Genomic DNA, 14,235 nt, shown 5'->3' on the forward strand with positions numbered 1-14,235 from the left:
ACCGTGATAGACGCCGGTCTGCGTGTCTTGCGACACACCGACTAGACTCGCCGCGGTCCGCCGCGCGGACTTCATACTTCGCTCGGTGCGCCCAGGCAACTGGGTCCCGAGCCGACCGGAAGGCATGATCGTGCTGTTCGCCGAGGCGCAGGGTTCAGGGGGCAGCGGTTTCCCGAGTTTGCTGCTGATCGTCGGGGCCTTCGTCCTGCTCTACTTCATGATGATCCGCCCGCAGCAGCGCCGCCGCCGGGAAGTGCAGAACATGCAGTCCTCGATGGGGGTCGGCGACGAGATCGTCACGGTTGGTGGCCTGTATGGCACGATTCGTGAGATCGACGACGAGACCGTCCTGCTGGAGATCGCGCCCGGCGTCACCGCCAGATACGCCAAGGCCGCGATCGGCAAGGTGAACCAGAAGGCCGCCGCCGTCGACGAGGACGTGACCGAGGCCGAGACCGAGGAGGCCGACGAGCCGGCACCGGGCTCGACGCCGAAGTCGATCGACTGAGCGACCGCCACCACCACGACGAACAAGCACGCCGCGCACCCCGCCGGCGTTAGTGCAGGGAGACCCGACAGCCGTGGCACAACCTCAGGCACCGATGCACCCGGGCCGTCAGCTCGGTGTGCTCGGCACCATCTTCGTTCTGCTCGCCATCTGGGTGTGGTTCGGCGGTGACGGCGGCTGGCGCAACCGGCTTGAGCCTAACCTCGGCCTCGACCTCATCGGCGGGACCACGGTCACGCTGCAGGCGAAGACCGACAACGGCAAGCCGCCGACGAAGCAGCAGATGGCGACGGCCAAGGACATCATCGACAGCCGCGTCAACGGCCTCGGTGTCTCCGAGGCCGAGGTTGTCGTCGAGGGCGACACCAACATCGTCGTCTCCCTGCCGGGCAAGAGCGACGACCGGTTGAAGCAGATCGGCCAGACCGCCGAGCTGCGCTTCCGCAAGGTGCTCGGCTCGACGCAGGACATCGGCGGCGCAGACCCGTCGGCGTCCGCCTCGGCGTCGCCCTCCACCGCGCCCTCCACGTCGGCGGCTCCTTCGGGGACCCCGTCGGCGTCCGGGTCGGCCAGCGCCAAGCCGTCGGGCTCGGCGTCCGCGCCGTCCTCCGCGCCGGCGACCTCCGCCCCCGCGTCGGACCCCGCCTCGGCGCCGGCCTCGTCCGCGCCCCCGGTGGCGGCGGACGTCGCCCAGCAGCGCGCGGCGGTGCAGAAGAAGCTCGGCGAGTCCGTCTGGGCCGCCGCCATGGCCGAGACCGCGCCGGTCGACCTGTCCGCCGACCCGGCGAAGGCCCAGCTCTACGCGCCGTTCAAGACCCTGACCCCCGAAGAGGTCGCGGTCCTGCCGCCGGCGATGCAGTACAACATCCCGACCGTCACCTGCGCCCAGCTCGACAAGCGCCCGGTCGGCTCGATCCGCGACGAGAAGCAGCCCGCGGTCGCCTGCCAGCCCGGCGTCAAGTACAACCTCGACGTCGCCAAGGTGCTCGGCACCGACGTGGACAACGCCGACTCCTCCATCGACTCGACCAACGGCAAGTGGATCGTCACGATCTCCTTCACCGGCGGCGGCCAGAACCGGTGGACCGAGCTGACCCGCGAGGCGTACAACAACGGCACCGACAGCAAGCAGGTCGCGGTCGTGCTCGACAACCAGGTCGTCTCGGCGCCGGTCATCGAGAGCGTCATCCCCGGCGACGCGCGGATCACCGGCCAGTTCACCAAGCGTGACACCGAACTGCTGGCCAACCAGCTGCAGTACGGCGCGCTCCCGCTGTCCTTCACCCCGCAGGACGCGCAGAGCATCTCCGCCACCCTGGGCAGCTCGCACCTGGAGGCGGGCGTCCTCGCCGCCGGCATCGGCCTCGGCCTGGTCGTGCTCTACTCGTTCTTCTACTACCGGCTGCTCGGCCTGGTCATCACGCTCAGCCTCGTGCTGTCCGGCGCGATGGTCTACATGGCGCTGATCATCCTGGGCCGCACGATGGGCTTCACCCTGACGCTCGCCGGGTTCGCCGGCTTCATCGTGTCACTGGGTGTCGCCGCCGACTCGTTCGTCATCTACTTCGAACGGTTGAAGGACGAGATCCGGGAGGGTCGCAGCCCACGCAGCGCCGTCCCGCGCGCCTGGACCCGGGCCCGCCGCACGATCATCTCGGCCAACGCGATCACCCTGCTCGCCGCCGCGGTGCTGTACTTCTTCTCGATCGGCTCGGTCCGAGGCTTCGCGTTCGCCCTGGGCGTCGCGACCATCCTCGACCTCGTCGTCGTGTTCCTGTTCCGCCATCCGATCATGACGATGTTCGCGCGCAGCAAGGCGTTCTTGTCGCCGCGGGTCTCCGGCCTCGGCCGGATCGTCGAGCAGCGTCCGAGCACTGGTGTGGCGTCCTCCGCCCCCCGTCGTAACCGCCCGAAGGAGGTCTGACGATGAGCGGCAAAGGTGGCATCGCAGCCCGGCTCTACCGTGGTGAAGCCAACGTCAACGTCGTCGGTCGCCGGCGCCTCTGGTTCACCGTCGCCGGCATCGCCCTGCTGATCGCGATCGCCAGCATGGTGTTCCGGGGCTTCACGCTCGGCATCGAGTTCGAGGGTGGCAACCAGTACAACGTCCCGGTCAGCGTCGGCACGCTCGACGAGGTCGAGAAGGCGTTCGGCGACGCCGGCGTCGAGGTCAAGACGGGCCAGACGGTCGGTGACACGCAGTACGTCATCAAGACAGAGCTGATCAACGACGCGGCCCGGCAGACCGAGATCAAGGAAAAGGTCGCCGACCACTTCAACATCGACCCCACCCAGATCAGCGACAGCGCCGTCAGCACCTCGTGGGGCAACCAGGTCACCGACAAGGCCCTGGTGAGCCTCGTGATCTTCCTGGCGCTGGTGACGGCCTACCTGGTCTTCCGCTTCGAGTGGCGGATGGCCGTGGCGGCGCTCGCCTCGCTGCTGCTCGACCTGGTCCTCACCGCCGGCGTCTACTCGCTCGTCGGCTTCGAGGTCACCCCGTCGACGGTCATCGGCTTCCTCACCATCCTCGGTTTCGCGCTGTACGACGTCGTCGTCGTGTTCGACAAGGTGCAGGAGAACACCCGCGGCATCACGGGCAACAACAACAGCACCTACAGCGAGGCCGCCAACCTGGCGGTGAACCAGACGCTGATGCGCTCCATCAACACCGGTCTGGTCGCGCTGCTGCCCGTCGGCGGCCTGCTCTTCATCGGTGCCGGCCTCCTCGGCGCGGGCACCCTGAAGGACCTCGGCCTGGTGCTGTTCATCGGTATGGGCGTCGCCGTCTACTCGTCGATCTTCTTCGCCACGCCGGTCCTGGCGGAGCTGAAGACCCGCGAGCCGCGGCTGCAGGCGCACGAGTCCCGCGTGGCGAACCGCCGGGCGGCGCTCGCCAAGCAGGCCACCCAGGCGCCCGTCGTCGACAGCGACGGCGTGCCGCTGACCAAGACCGGGGAGCGTTCCGAGCTCGCCGGTGCGGCGCCCCGCCCGGGCAGCCGGCCGCAGGCCAGGCGGCCTCGGGCCGGCGGACGGCCCGGCGCCTCCGGGCGTCGCTGACCCTCATTCGATCACTGGCACGGGCGTCGCTTCTCAGCGGCGCCCGTTCCGCTGTCACCGGAGGTGTACCCCAAGTTGGAGATCTCGGAGCTGGTCGCGAGCAAGGTCGTCGACGTGCCCGACTTTCCCAAGCCCGGCATCCTGTTCAAGGACCTGATGCCGCTCTTCTCCGACGGCCCGGCGTTCGCCGCCGTCATCGACGCGATCATCGCCGAGCACGGCCCGGACAGCTTCGACGTGGTGGCCGGGATCGAGGCGCGGGGCTTCGTGATCGCCGCGGCCATCGCGTACGCCACGGGCAAGGGCGTCGTGCCGGTGCGCAAGGCCGGCAAGCTGCCCCGCGCCACCGTGTCGGCCAGCTACGCCCTCGAGTACGGCGAGGCGACCCTCGAGGTCCACGAGGACGCCTTCGTCGCCGGTGAGCGCGTCCTGGTGGTCGACGACGTGCTGGCGACCGGCGGTACGGCCGCCGCCACCCTCAGCCTCGTCGAACGCGCCGGCGGGACCGTCAGCGGCTTCAGCGTGCTGCTGGAGCTCGGGTTCCTCGACGGGCGGTCCCGGATTGCGCCGCGTCCGGTTCATGCCCTGCTGACCGTGTCCTGACCCTGTTTCTGGCCTGGGAATGTCGGTGGGGGCGGGTACGCTTGCGGTCCATACGTTGACGGCGATGAGGAGTGGCCGGTGACCGGCGACATCGCATCCCCGAAGGGGGGTACGGTCAAGCGGATGGGCGCTGCGTCGACACCGGAGGCGGTCCACGTGCCAGACGATCAGCAACACGCACCGCAGGGCACCGAGCCCGAGACGGCCGAGGCCGGCGGTGTGGTGCTGCAGTTCCCGACCCCCGACGGCGCCGTGGTGCACAACCGGCGCTCGACCGACCCGGGCTACACCGGTCCCCAGCCCCCGGCGCCCGCCGGGGGCCCGCCGGCGCGCCGGGTGGTGGACGAGCCGCCGGGCGAGGACACCGAGGACCTGACCGAGGCGGCCGGCTCGATGACGGGCGCCGCCCTGGGCCTCGTCGGCGCCGCGCCGACCGGCCGGCGGGTCCGTGCGCGGCTCGCCCGGTTCAACGCGCCGTGGCAGAGCCCGTCGGTCAGCGAGGTGCTCGAGCCGCTGATCGCCCAGCACAAGGCCAGCCACCCGAAGGCCGACGTGCGGCTGCTGCAGCGCGCGTATGACATGGCCGAGCACTTCCACAAGGGGCAGTACCGCAAGTCCGGCGACCCCTACATCACCCACCCGCTCGCCGTCGCCACGATCCTCGCCGACCTGGGCATGGACACCACCACCCTGGTCGCGGCGCTGCTGCACGACACGATCGAGGACACCGAGTACACGATCGAGCGAATCCAGCACGACTTCGGCGGCGAGGTCACGCTGCTCGTCGACGGCGTCACCAAGCTCGACAAGGTCAAGCTCGGCGACGCGGCCAAGGCCGAGACGATCCGCAAGATGGTCGTCGCGATGGCCAAGGACCCGCGGGTGCTGGTCATCAAGCTCGCCGACCGGCTGCACAACATGCGGACCCTGACCTTCCTGCCCCGCCCCAAGCAGGAGCAGAAGGCCAAGGAGACCTTGGAGATCCTGGCGCCGCTGGCGCACCGCCTCGGTATGAACACGATCAAGTGGGAGCTGGAGGACCTCGCGTTCCGCACGCTCTTCCCGAAGCGGTTCGACGAGATCAGCCGGCTCATCGCCGAGCACACCCCGCAGCGCGACTCGCTGCTGCGCACGGTCACGCAGAAGGTCGCCGCCGACCTCAAGCAGGCGAAGATCAAGTCCGAGGTCACCGGCCGGCCGAAGCACCTGTACTCCGTCTACCAGAAGATGATCGTCCGCGGCCGCGACTTCGGCGACATCTACGACCTCGTCGGCGTGCGCATCCTCGTCGACACGGTCCGGGACTGCTATGCGGCGCTCGGTGTCATCCACGCGAACTGGCAGCCCGTCCCGGGCCGGTTCAAGGACTACATCGCGATGCCGAAGTTCAACATGTACCAGTCGCTGCACACGACCGTGATCGGCCCCACCGGCAAGCCGGTCGAGCTGCAGATCCGCAGCTACGCGATGCACCGCACCGCCGAGTACGGCATCGCCGCGCACTGGCGCTACAAGGAGTCCAAGAGCGCGACGATCGCCGGCCCGCCCGCCCACATCGACGAGATGACGTGGCTGCGGCAGCTGCTGGACTGGCAGCGGGAGGCGAGCGACCCGTCGGAGTTCCTCGACGCGCTGCGCTTCGACCTCTCCAGCCAGGAGGTCTACGTCTTCACGCCCAAGGGCGACGTGATCGCGCTGACCGCCGGCTCCACCCCGGTCGACTTCGCCTACGCCGTGCACACCGAGGTCGGCCACAAGTGCATCGGCGCCCGGGTCAACGGCAAGCTCGTCCCGCTGGAGAGCACCCTCTCCAACGGTGACGTCATCGAGATCTTCACGTCGAAGTCCGAGACCGCCGGCCCCACCCAGGACTGGCTCGGCTTCGTCAAGAGCCCCCGGGCCCGCACCAAGATCCGGCAGTACTTCAACAAGGAGCGCCGCGAGGAGGCGATCGAGGCCGGCAAGGAGGCGATCGTCAAGGCCATGCGCAAGCAGGGGCTGCCCCTGCAGCGCCTCCTGACCTCCGAGTCGCTCATGACGATCGCCCGCGAGCTGCACCTCGCCGACGTCGCCGCCCTCTACGCTGCCGTCGGCGACGGCCAGGCCTCGGCCCAGTCGATCGTCCAGCGCCTCGTCGCCGGCTACGGTGGCGAGGAGGGCGCCGTCGAGGACATCGCGGAGACCGCCACCCCGACCCGCCCCGCCCGCACCCGCACCGCCGCCTCCGACCCCGGCGTCGAGGTCCTGGGCGTCGACGACGTCTGGATCAAGCTCGCCCGCTGCTGCACCCCGGTCCCCGGCGACGCCGTCTTCGGCTTCGTCACCCGCTCCGGCGGCGTCAGCGTCCACCGCGACGACTGCGCCAACGCGGCCGACCTCAAGGAGCAGCCCGAGCGCGTCCTCGAGGTCAACTGGAAGCCGACCAGCGCCTCCACCTTCCTGGTCGCCATCCAGGTCGAGGCTTTGGACCGCCACAAGCTCCTCGCCGACGTCACCCGCGTCCTCTCCGAGGAGCGCGTCAACATCCTCTCCGCCACCGTCACCACCACCCGCGACAGGGTGGCGATCAGCAGGTTCAGCTTCGAGATGGCCGACCCGAAGCACCTCAACCACCTGCTGGCCGCCGTCCGCCGCATCGACGGTGTCTACGACGCCTACCGGGTCACATCGGGCGCTTAGCCTTTTCCGCTCCCGCTTTCCGCGCCCGGCCACCACCCGCGCGCGGGTCCCGCCTGTCCATCTACGGCGCAGCGACCACACCCACCGCGCCCGCCCAGCGCTATTGCCGCGGCCTCCTCAGGCGCACCACCACCGGCGAGACGGCCCTGGCGCTGTTCCCGGCGACCAACGACGGCGTGGCGCCTCGAACGACGCCTTGGACGGCGCTGGACCCTGCAAGGACGGAGCATCATCGCCCCCACGGCACTGACGGGCAACCACGCCACCTACACAGGGCTCGTTCGCTATGCGGCCGACCGTCTCTCCCCGTGTGGGCATTTCCCCCTGGATCTGCGAACGCGCCTCAGTACGGACCGAGATCCCCGGCAGGGCACTCGCAACTCGTGACGGACCATGACTCCCGTGGTCGGGCACCGCGGCGCGGCCAAGCCCGACCGAGATCCCAGGCCAGGCAAGCCCTCGTTGCAGGCGCGATCAAATTTCCAGGCCGGGCTGGCCGCGTGCAGGCCGACCGAGACCTCGCCGGGCGCCATCGCCAACCAGCACGGCCGCCTCCATCCGCGCCGCCCGCGCCAGACATTGGTCAATGCCCGGATTTGCGGCCTTCTGTACATCGACGCTGTGCGATCCACCCCCAATTTGAAGATCCAATTGTGGGTGGATCGCGCAATGTCTATCTGGAAAAGGGGTGTTTCAGGGCATTGACCAACGTTTGTGCGGGGTGGGTGGTCGGTTGCCGCGCGGCCAGGCCTGACTGAGATCCCAGGCCAGGCTGGCCGCGTGCAAGCGCGACCGCGATCCCCGGCCGGGGGTGGCCGTGTGCAGGCGCGACCGAGACCTTGCCGGAGCCATCGCCACACCAGTAGGGCCGCCTGTGCCGCCCGCGCCGGACTCCGACCATTCCGCCCGTGCTGGACTCCGCTGTGCCGCTCGTGCCGCCGTGCTGGACTGCGCTCGTGTTGGCCTCTGCCCGTGCCGCTCGTGCCGCCGTGCCGGACTTCGCTCGTGCTACTCGTGCTGGACTGCGCCTGTGCCGGACTGTGCTCGGGTCGGCTGTGACAGACGTTGGTCAATGCCCGGATTTGCGGTGGTTTGCGCATTGAGGTTGCACGATCTGCTGCGGTTTCAGTGAACCGATTGGGGTGGATCGCGTGGCGTCCATCTGGGGAAATGGGCAATTCGTGGCATTGACCAATGTCTGTGCGGGGCGGTGGTCGGGCCTACGTCTTGCCGTTGCCGGGTGGATTCACGGCGCTGTTGTGGGTTCCCTGTGCCGGTGCGTGTCGGCGCGAGCGGGCTTCTGGGCTGCCAGCCTCGTCTGCGGTAGGCCTCGGTCAATGGGTGGATTTGCGGCTTTTGTGTAACGGTGCTCTATCTGGAACGGGCGGATCTGGGTATTGGTCAACGTCTGTGCGGGGAGTGGTGTCGGGCCGCGGGCATGGTGCACCTCGGGGGAGAGGTCGTGGAAAGCGAACGGCCGCGGGTGGGAGCCCGCGGCCGTTCGGTGGGAGAAAGTGACGAGCGTCAGGAAGCTGGGCTCATCGTCAGGGTCTTGATCTTCACCTCGGTCTTCGGGGCGCCGTCGCCGGAGGCGGCTGCGGCGGGGTCGCCGGAGGCGGCGGGGTCGGGCAGGGTGCCGGCCTCGGCGACCTTCTTGATCAGGTCGAGGCCCTCGGTGACGCGACCGAGAACCGTGTAGTTCGCTTGCAGGGACTCGATGTCCTTGTAAACGATGAAGAACTGGCTGCCGGAGCTGGCCGGGTTCTCGGTCTTCGCGATGGCGACCATGCCCTCGGTGTACGCGGGGCGGCGGCCGGTCGGCAGGTTCTCCTCCGCGTAGCGGTACGTCGGGCCGCCGAGGCTGGTGCCGGACGGGTCGCCGCACTGCAGGACGTAGATGCTCTGCGTCACCAGGCGGTGGCACTTGGTGTCGTCGAAGAACTTCTTGCTGGCCAGGTACGTGAAGCTGGCGGCCGCGCACGGAGCGTTGGCGGTGTCGACCTTGATCTTGATCGTGCCGACGCTGGTGTCCATGGTCATGGTCTGCGAACCGGTGCGCGGCTCGCCGGAGGTGGGCGGGGTGCCCACGTCCTTGACCTCCTTGGGGATCTCAGGCGCGGGCGACGCCGACGGGTCGACCAGGGGCAGCCAGGTGCAGTTGGTCGGGGTCGCCGAGGCGGACCCCGAGGCGGCCGCCTCGGGGCTCGCCTTGTCGTCGCCCTTGGTCAGCACGACCACCAGCCACGCCACACCGAGCAGGACCACCAACCCGCCGGCCGCAGCGGCGATCGTCGTGTTCCTGCGCCGTCGGCCGGCTGAGCGCTCTGCGCGGTCTGCCATCTCCCGCTCCAGCCGCGCACGCGCTGCGGCGCGCTGGCGGTCCCGGTTGGAGGTCACGGTTGGTACTCCTTGCTCAGCAGGGATTGGGATGGAGTTACGACTTGCTGGAAGCGCTGGCCAACGGCGTCGCGGGCGCGGACGACGCGGGCGTCGAGGCCGGGACCGACGTGGCGGGCGTCGGGTCCTCCTGCGGCGCGACGTCGGTGACCGTCAGCGAGCTGATCTTGGCCTCGGTCTTCGGCTTGCCGTCGTTGGCCGGCTCGGAGCCGCCTTCACCGATCTTGGTGAGGACGTCCATGCCGCCGACGATCGTGCCGAAGACGGTGTAGTTCGGCGGCAGCTTGACGTCCTTGAACACCAGGAAGAACTGGCTGCCGTTGGTGTCGACGTCCGAGTTGGCCATGGCGACCGTGCCGGCCGGGTACAGGACGTTGGTGTCCGCCGGGGCCGACGGGTCCGCCGCGGAAGCGGACGGCGCGGGGGCCGGCGGCGGGTTGTTCTCGTCCGGGAACCGGTACGCGGGTCCGCCGCTGCCGGTCGCCGACGGGTCGCCGCACTGCAGCAGCGAGTCGTTGACCATCCGGTGGCAGGTGGTGTTGTCGAAGAACTTCTTGCCCGCGAGGTACGTGAAACTCTCCACGGTGCAGGGCGCCTTGCTCGGGTCGAGCTTGGTGGTCACGGTGCCCTGGCCGAGCGCGATCGTCATCGTCTTGACGCCGTTCTTGACGATGTCGTTGGTCCGCGGCTTGCCCACGTCGGTCACGCCGTTGCCGGCGTCGATCGGGGTCCAGGCGCACTCGGAAGCGCGGATCGGTTCGGGGTCGAAGCCTCCGGTCTTCCAGATCACGGCAAGGACCAGCAGGGTCAGTGCCACCGCCCCGCCGATGCCGGCCTGCCATTGCCGACGACGCCGTGCCGCTGCCGCCCGACGGGCGATCTGCCGCTCGGTCTTCGCCCGCGCCAAGGCGCGTTGCCGGCTCTTACTGGAAGCCACCTGTGCTCCCCTCCAGGAAAATACGTTTGGGTCCCACGTCACACGCCCGCCAGAGTGTACGGGTAGAAACCGGAATGGTGGTCGCCGCCCGGTCACGGTTCGCTGTGCCTGACCTCCGGATAGGGTCTGAGGGGTTTGAGGAGATCGCTGTGCGGAACATCGACAGGGAGGAGCGCCGTGCTCGTCGCCGGCTTTCCCGCCGAAGCGTTCGGGACCAACTGCTACGTGGTCGCCCCGGCGCCAGGTGAGCAGTGCGTGGTCATCGACCCCGGGATCGGGGTCGTCGACCGGCTCGACGCCGTGCTCGCCGAGCACCGGCTGCAGCCGGCCGCGGTCCTGCTGACCCACGGCCACCTGGACCACACGTTCTCCGTCACGCCGGTCTGCGGCGCACGCGGGATCACGGCCTACATCCACCCGGACGACGGCGAGATGCTCGCCGACCCGACGAAGGGGCTCAGCACCGACCTGACGGCGCTGTTCGGCGGCCGGCTGACCTGGACGGAGCCCGAGGACGTCGCACCTCTGGAGGACGGCCTGGTCCTCAAGATAGCCGGGCTGGAGCTGATCGTCGACCACGCGCCGGGCCACACGCGCGGGTCGGTGATGTTCCGCAGCGCCGAGGAGATCTTCACCGGCGACGTGCTGTTCAAGGGCTCGATCGGCCGCACCGACCTGCCCGGCGGCAGCATGACGCAGATGATGGCGAGCCTGCGCGACAAGGTGCTCACGCTTTCCGACGACCTCGTTGTCCTGCCCGGGCACGGGCCCGGCACCACGATCGGCCGGGAGCGCAAGGGCAACCCGTACCTGCGCGAGGCGACGACACAGAACCCCAACCGAGGCTGGTAGAGACAGATGACCCGTCCCACGCCGCTGTCCGGGTTTCCGGAGTGGCTCCCCGAGCAGCGCCTCGTCGAGCAGCAGGTCCTGGACCGGCTGCGGCGCACCTTCGAGCTGTACGGCTTCTCGCCCCTGGAGACGCGCGCCGTCGAGCCCCTCGACCAGCTGCTGCGCAAGGGCGAGACCTCGAAGGAGGTCTACACCCTGCGCCGCCTCCAGGCGGCCGAAGGCGAGGACGATCAGAGCCTCGGGCTGCACTTCGACCTGACCGTCCCGTTCGCCCGGTTCGTCCTGGAGAATGCCGGAAAGCTGCAGTTCCCGTTCCGCCGGTACCAGATCCAGAAGGTGTGGCGGGGGGAGCGGCCGGCGGCGGGCCGCTATCGCGAGTTCCTGCAGGCGGACATCGACATCGTCGACCGTGACACCCTGCCCTCCCACTACGAGGCCGAGATCCCGCTGGTGATCGGCGACGCGCTCAGGTCGTTGCCGATCCCGCCGGTCAAGATCCTGGTGAACAACCGGAAGTTGTGTGAGGGGTTCTACCGGGGCCTCGGCATCGAAGACCCGGAAGAAATTCTGAGAATAGTCGACAAATTGGACAAAGTTGGTCCAAGTGCGGTAAAAGACGAAATCAAGGAAAAGTACACGGAAGCCCAGGCGGACGCCTGCCTCGCGCTGGCCGGGATCACCGCGCAGGACGACTCGTTCGCCGACGAGGTCCGCAAGCTCGGCGTCGAGCACCCGCTGCTCGACGAGGGCATCGCCGAGCTCGCCGCGGTCGTGGAGACCGCCCGCGAGCACAACCCGGGCCTGGTCCAGGCGACCCTGAAGATCGCCCGCGGACTCGACTACTACACCGGCACCGTGTACGAGACGGAGCTCGCCGGGTTCGAACAGTTCGGCTCGATCTGCTCCGGCGGCCGGTACGACAACCTCGCCAGCGCCGGCCGCGACGTCTTCCCCGGCGTCGGCATCTCCATCGGCGTCTCGCGCCTGCTCGGCCTGCTCTTCAAGGCCGACGCGCTCGGCGTCACGCGCCCCGTGCCGACAGCTGTCCTCGTCGCGCTGTGGAGCGAGGAGGAGCGCGCCGTCAGCAACCGGATCGCCGCCTCGCTGCGCGCCCGCGGGATCGCGACGGAGGTGGCACCCGTACCGGCGAAACTCGGCAAGCAGATCCGCTACGCCGAACGGCGCGGCATCCCCTTCGTCTGGTTCCCCGCCAACGGGGAGAACCCGGACCAGGTCAAGGACATCCGGTCCGGCGAGCAGGCCGCGGCCGAAGCTCAAACCTGGGCGCCCCCGGCCGCGGACATGGCACCGACGCTGCGGTGACAGAATGACTACCACCTGCCCATGCGCGAAGGAGAGAGACATCCCGTGATCCGATCCCATCAGTCCGGCGCCCTGCGGGCCGGCGACGCCGGCACGACCGTGACGCTCGCCGGCTGGGTGGCCCGCCGGCGCGACCACGGCGGCGTGATCTTCGTGGATCTCCGGGACGCCTCCGGTGTCGTCCAGGTCGTGTTCCGCGAGGACATGGAGGTCGCGCACGCGCTGCGCAACGAGTACTGCGTGCTCGTCACCGGCGAGGTGCGCGCCCGGCCCGCCGGCAACGAGAACGCCGACCTGCCCACGGGCGACGTCGAGGTCGTCGCGACGGCCCTCGAGGTGCTGTCGGAGGCCGCGCCGCTGCCGCTGCCCGTCGACGACGGCGACGCCGCCAGCGACGACGTGCGCTACCGGTACCGCTACCTCGACCTGCGCCGCTCCGGCCCGCACAAGGCGATGAAGCTGCGCTCCCGCGCCAACCAGATCGCCCGCAACCTGCTCGCCGACCGTGACTTCGTCGAGGTCGAGACGCCGACGCTGACCCGCTCCACGCCCGAGGGCGCCCGCGACTTCCTGGTCCCGGTCCGCCTGCAGCCCGGCACCTGGTACGCACTGCCCCAGTCGCCGCAGCTGTTCAAGCAGCTGCTCATGGTCGGCGGCCTGGAGCGGTACTACCAGATCGCCCGCTGCTACCGCGACGAGGGCTTCCGCGCCGACCGGCAGCCGGAGTTCACCCAGCTGGACATCGAGATGTCGTTCGTGACCCAGGACGACATCATCGAGCTCGGCGAGTCGATCGTCCGGGCGCTGTGGTCCGACCTGGCCGGCCACGAGATCACCGGCGAGATCCCGAAGCTGACCTGGCACGACGCCCTCGCGCGGTATGGCTCCGACAAGCCCGACCTGCGCTACTCCGTCGAGCTGACCGAGCTGACGGACTACCTGCGCGGCACCGAGTTCCGCGTCTTCGCCGGCGCCATCGACGGCGGCGGCTACGTCGGTGGGGTCGTCATGCCCGGCGGCGCCGCGCAGACCCGCAAGGAGCTCGACGCCTGGCAGGACTGGGCGAAGGCGCGCGGCGCCCGCGGCCTCGCCTACGTCGTCCTCGACGCCGAGACCGGCGAGCCGAAGGGTCCCGTCGCGAAGAACCTGTCCGCGGAGCACCTGGCCGGCCTCGCCGACGCCGTCGGCGCCAAGCCCGGCGACGCGGTGTTCTTCGCCGCCTCCGCCGAGCGGCGCCAGGCACAGGAGCTGCTCGGCGCGGCCCGCGTCGAGATCGCGAAGCGGGCGAAGCTCGTCGACGAGTCGGCGTGGTCGTTCTGCTGGATCGTCGACGCGCCCATGTTCGAGCCGACCGACCCGGAGGCCGGCGGCACCGGCGGCGGCGCGAAGGGCTGGACGGCCGTGCACCACCCGTTCACCTCGCCCAACCGCGAGTGGATCGACCGCTTCGAGGAGTCGCCGGGCGAGGCCCTCGCCTACGCGTACGACATCGTCTGCAACGGCAACGAGATCGGCGGTGGGTCGGTCCGTATCCACCGGGGCGACGTGCAGCGCCGGGTCTTCGACATGCTGGGCATCAGCGCCGAGGACGCCGCGGACAAGTTCGGCTTCCTGCTCGAGGCGTTCAAGTACGGCCCGCCGCCGCACGCCGGCATCGCCTTCGGCTGGGACCGCATCTGCATGCTGCTGTCCGGCGTCGACTCGATCCGTGAGGTGATCGCGTTCCCGAAGACCGGCGGCGGCTTCGACCCGCTGACCAGCGCGCCGACCCCGATCACCGCCCAGCAGCGGTTGGAGGCCGGCGTGGACGCCAAGCCCAAGGCCGCCGGAGCCACAGAGGCGAAGACTGAGGCGAAGACAGAGGTCAAGGCTTGAC

General features: G+C 69.7%; 10 protein-coding genes. 8 read left to right on the forward strand and 2 right to left on the reverse strand.

Annotated elements, in window-relative coordinates:
- The first annotated feature begins 130 nt into the window (after nucleotides 1-130).
- From yajC to ACQEVZ_RS38075, 5 genes are all read left to right on the forward strand, one after another.
- Nucleotides 131-508: a preprotein translocase subunit YajC gene (gene yajC, locus ACQEVZ_RS38055; RefSeq protein WP_360570982.1), complete on the forward strand. Its 378-nt coding sequence runs from the start codon at nucleotides 131-133 to the stop codon at nucleotides 506-508.
- Nucleotides 509-581: 73 nt separating this feature from the next.
- A complete protein-coding gene (gene secD, locus ACQEVZ_RS38060) occupies nucleotides 582-2,432 on the forward strand; it encodes a protein translocase subunit SecD (RefSeq protein WP_433375629.1) in 1,851 nt (616 codons plus the stop codon).
- 2 nt (nucleotides 2,433-2,434) lie between these two features.
- Nucleotides 2,435-3,568, forward strand: coding sequence for a protein translocase subunit SecF (gene secF / locus ACQEVZ_RS38065; protein WP_433375632.1), 1,134 nt, complete (start codon nucleotides 2,435-2,437; stop codon nucleotides 3,566-3,568).
- Nucleotides 3,569-3,643: 75 nt separating this feature from the next.
- Nucleotides 3,644-4,171 carry an adenine phosphoribosyltransferase gene (locus ACQEVZ_RS38070; protein WP_425552246.1) on the forward strand — a complete coding sequence of 176 codons (528 nt, stop codon included), beginning with the start codon at nucleotides 3,644-3,646 and terminating at the stop codon, nucleotides 4,169-4,171.
- A gap of 252 nt (nucleotides 4,172-4,423) precedes the next feature.
- A complete protein-coding gene (locus ACQEVZ_RS38075; protein WP_433377201.1) occupies nucleotides 4,424-6,850 on the forward strand; it encodes a RelA/SpoT family protein in 2,427 nt (808 codons plus the stop codon).
- 1,524 nt (nucleotides 6,851-8,374) lie between these two features.
- Here ACQEVZ_RS38075 and ACQEVZ_RS38080 read toward each other — a convergent pair.
- Together ACQEVZ_RS38080 and ACQEVZ_RS38085 are read right to left on the reverse strand one after the other, a co-directional pair.
- Nucleotides 8,375-9,247, reverse strand: a complete 873-nt coding sequence (locus tag ACQEVZ_RS38080) for a peptidylprolyl isomerase (protein ID WP_433375635.1) — start codon at nucleotides 9,245-9,247, stop codon at nucleotides 8,375-8,377.
- A gap of 37 nt (nucleotides 9,248-9,284) precedes the next feature.
- A complete protein-coding gene (locus tag ACQEVZ_RS38085; RefSeq protein ID WP_433375638.1) occupies nucleotides 9,285-10,184 on the reverse strand; it encodes a peptidylprolyl isomerase in 900 nt (299 codons plus the stop codon).
- Between the two features lie 177 nt (nucleotides 10,185-10,361).
- Here ACQEVZ_RS38085 and ACQEVZ_RS38090 point away from each other — a divergent pair, with 177 nt between their 5' ends.
- Genes ACQEVZ_RS38090 through aspS form a run of 3 tightly spaced genes read left to right on the forward strand, consistent with a single transcriptional unit; the run spans nucleotide 10,362 to nucleotide 14,234 of the window.
- On the forward strand, nucleotides 10,362-11,036 hold the full coding sequence (locus ACQEVZ_RS38090) for an MBL fold metallo-hydrolase (protein WP_360570948.1): 675 nt from the start codon (nucleotides 10,362-10,364) through the stop codon (nucleotides 11,034-11,036).
- A gap of 6 nt (nucleotides 11,037-11,042) precedes the next feature.
- The gene (gene hisS / locus ACQEVZ_RS38095; RefSeq protein ID WP_433375642.1) at nucleotides 11,043-12,359 is read left to right on the forward strand and encodes a histidine--tRNA ligase; all 1,317 of its coding nucleotides are present in this window, start codon (nucleotides 11,043-11,045) and stop codon (nucleotides 12,357-12,359) included.
- 45 nt (nucleotides 12,360-12,404) lie between these two features.
- Nucleotides 12,405-14,234 (forward strand): aspartate--tRNA ligase, encoded by a 1,830-nt coding sequence (aspS, locus tag ACQEVZ_RS38100; RefSeq protein WP_344503548.1) that lies wholly within the window; start codon nucleotides 12,405-12,407, stop codon nucleotides 14,232-14,234.
- Nucleotide 14,235: the final 1 nt, after the last annotated feature.

Source organism: Dactylosporangium sp. CA-152071 (assembly GCF_050936335.1).
Taxonomy (GTDB): domain Bacteria; phylum Actinomycetota; class Actinomycetes; order Mycobacteriales; family Micromonosporaceae; genus Dactylosporangium; species Dactylosporangium maewongense.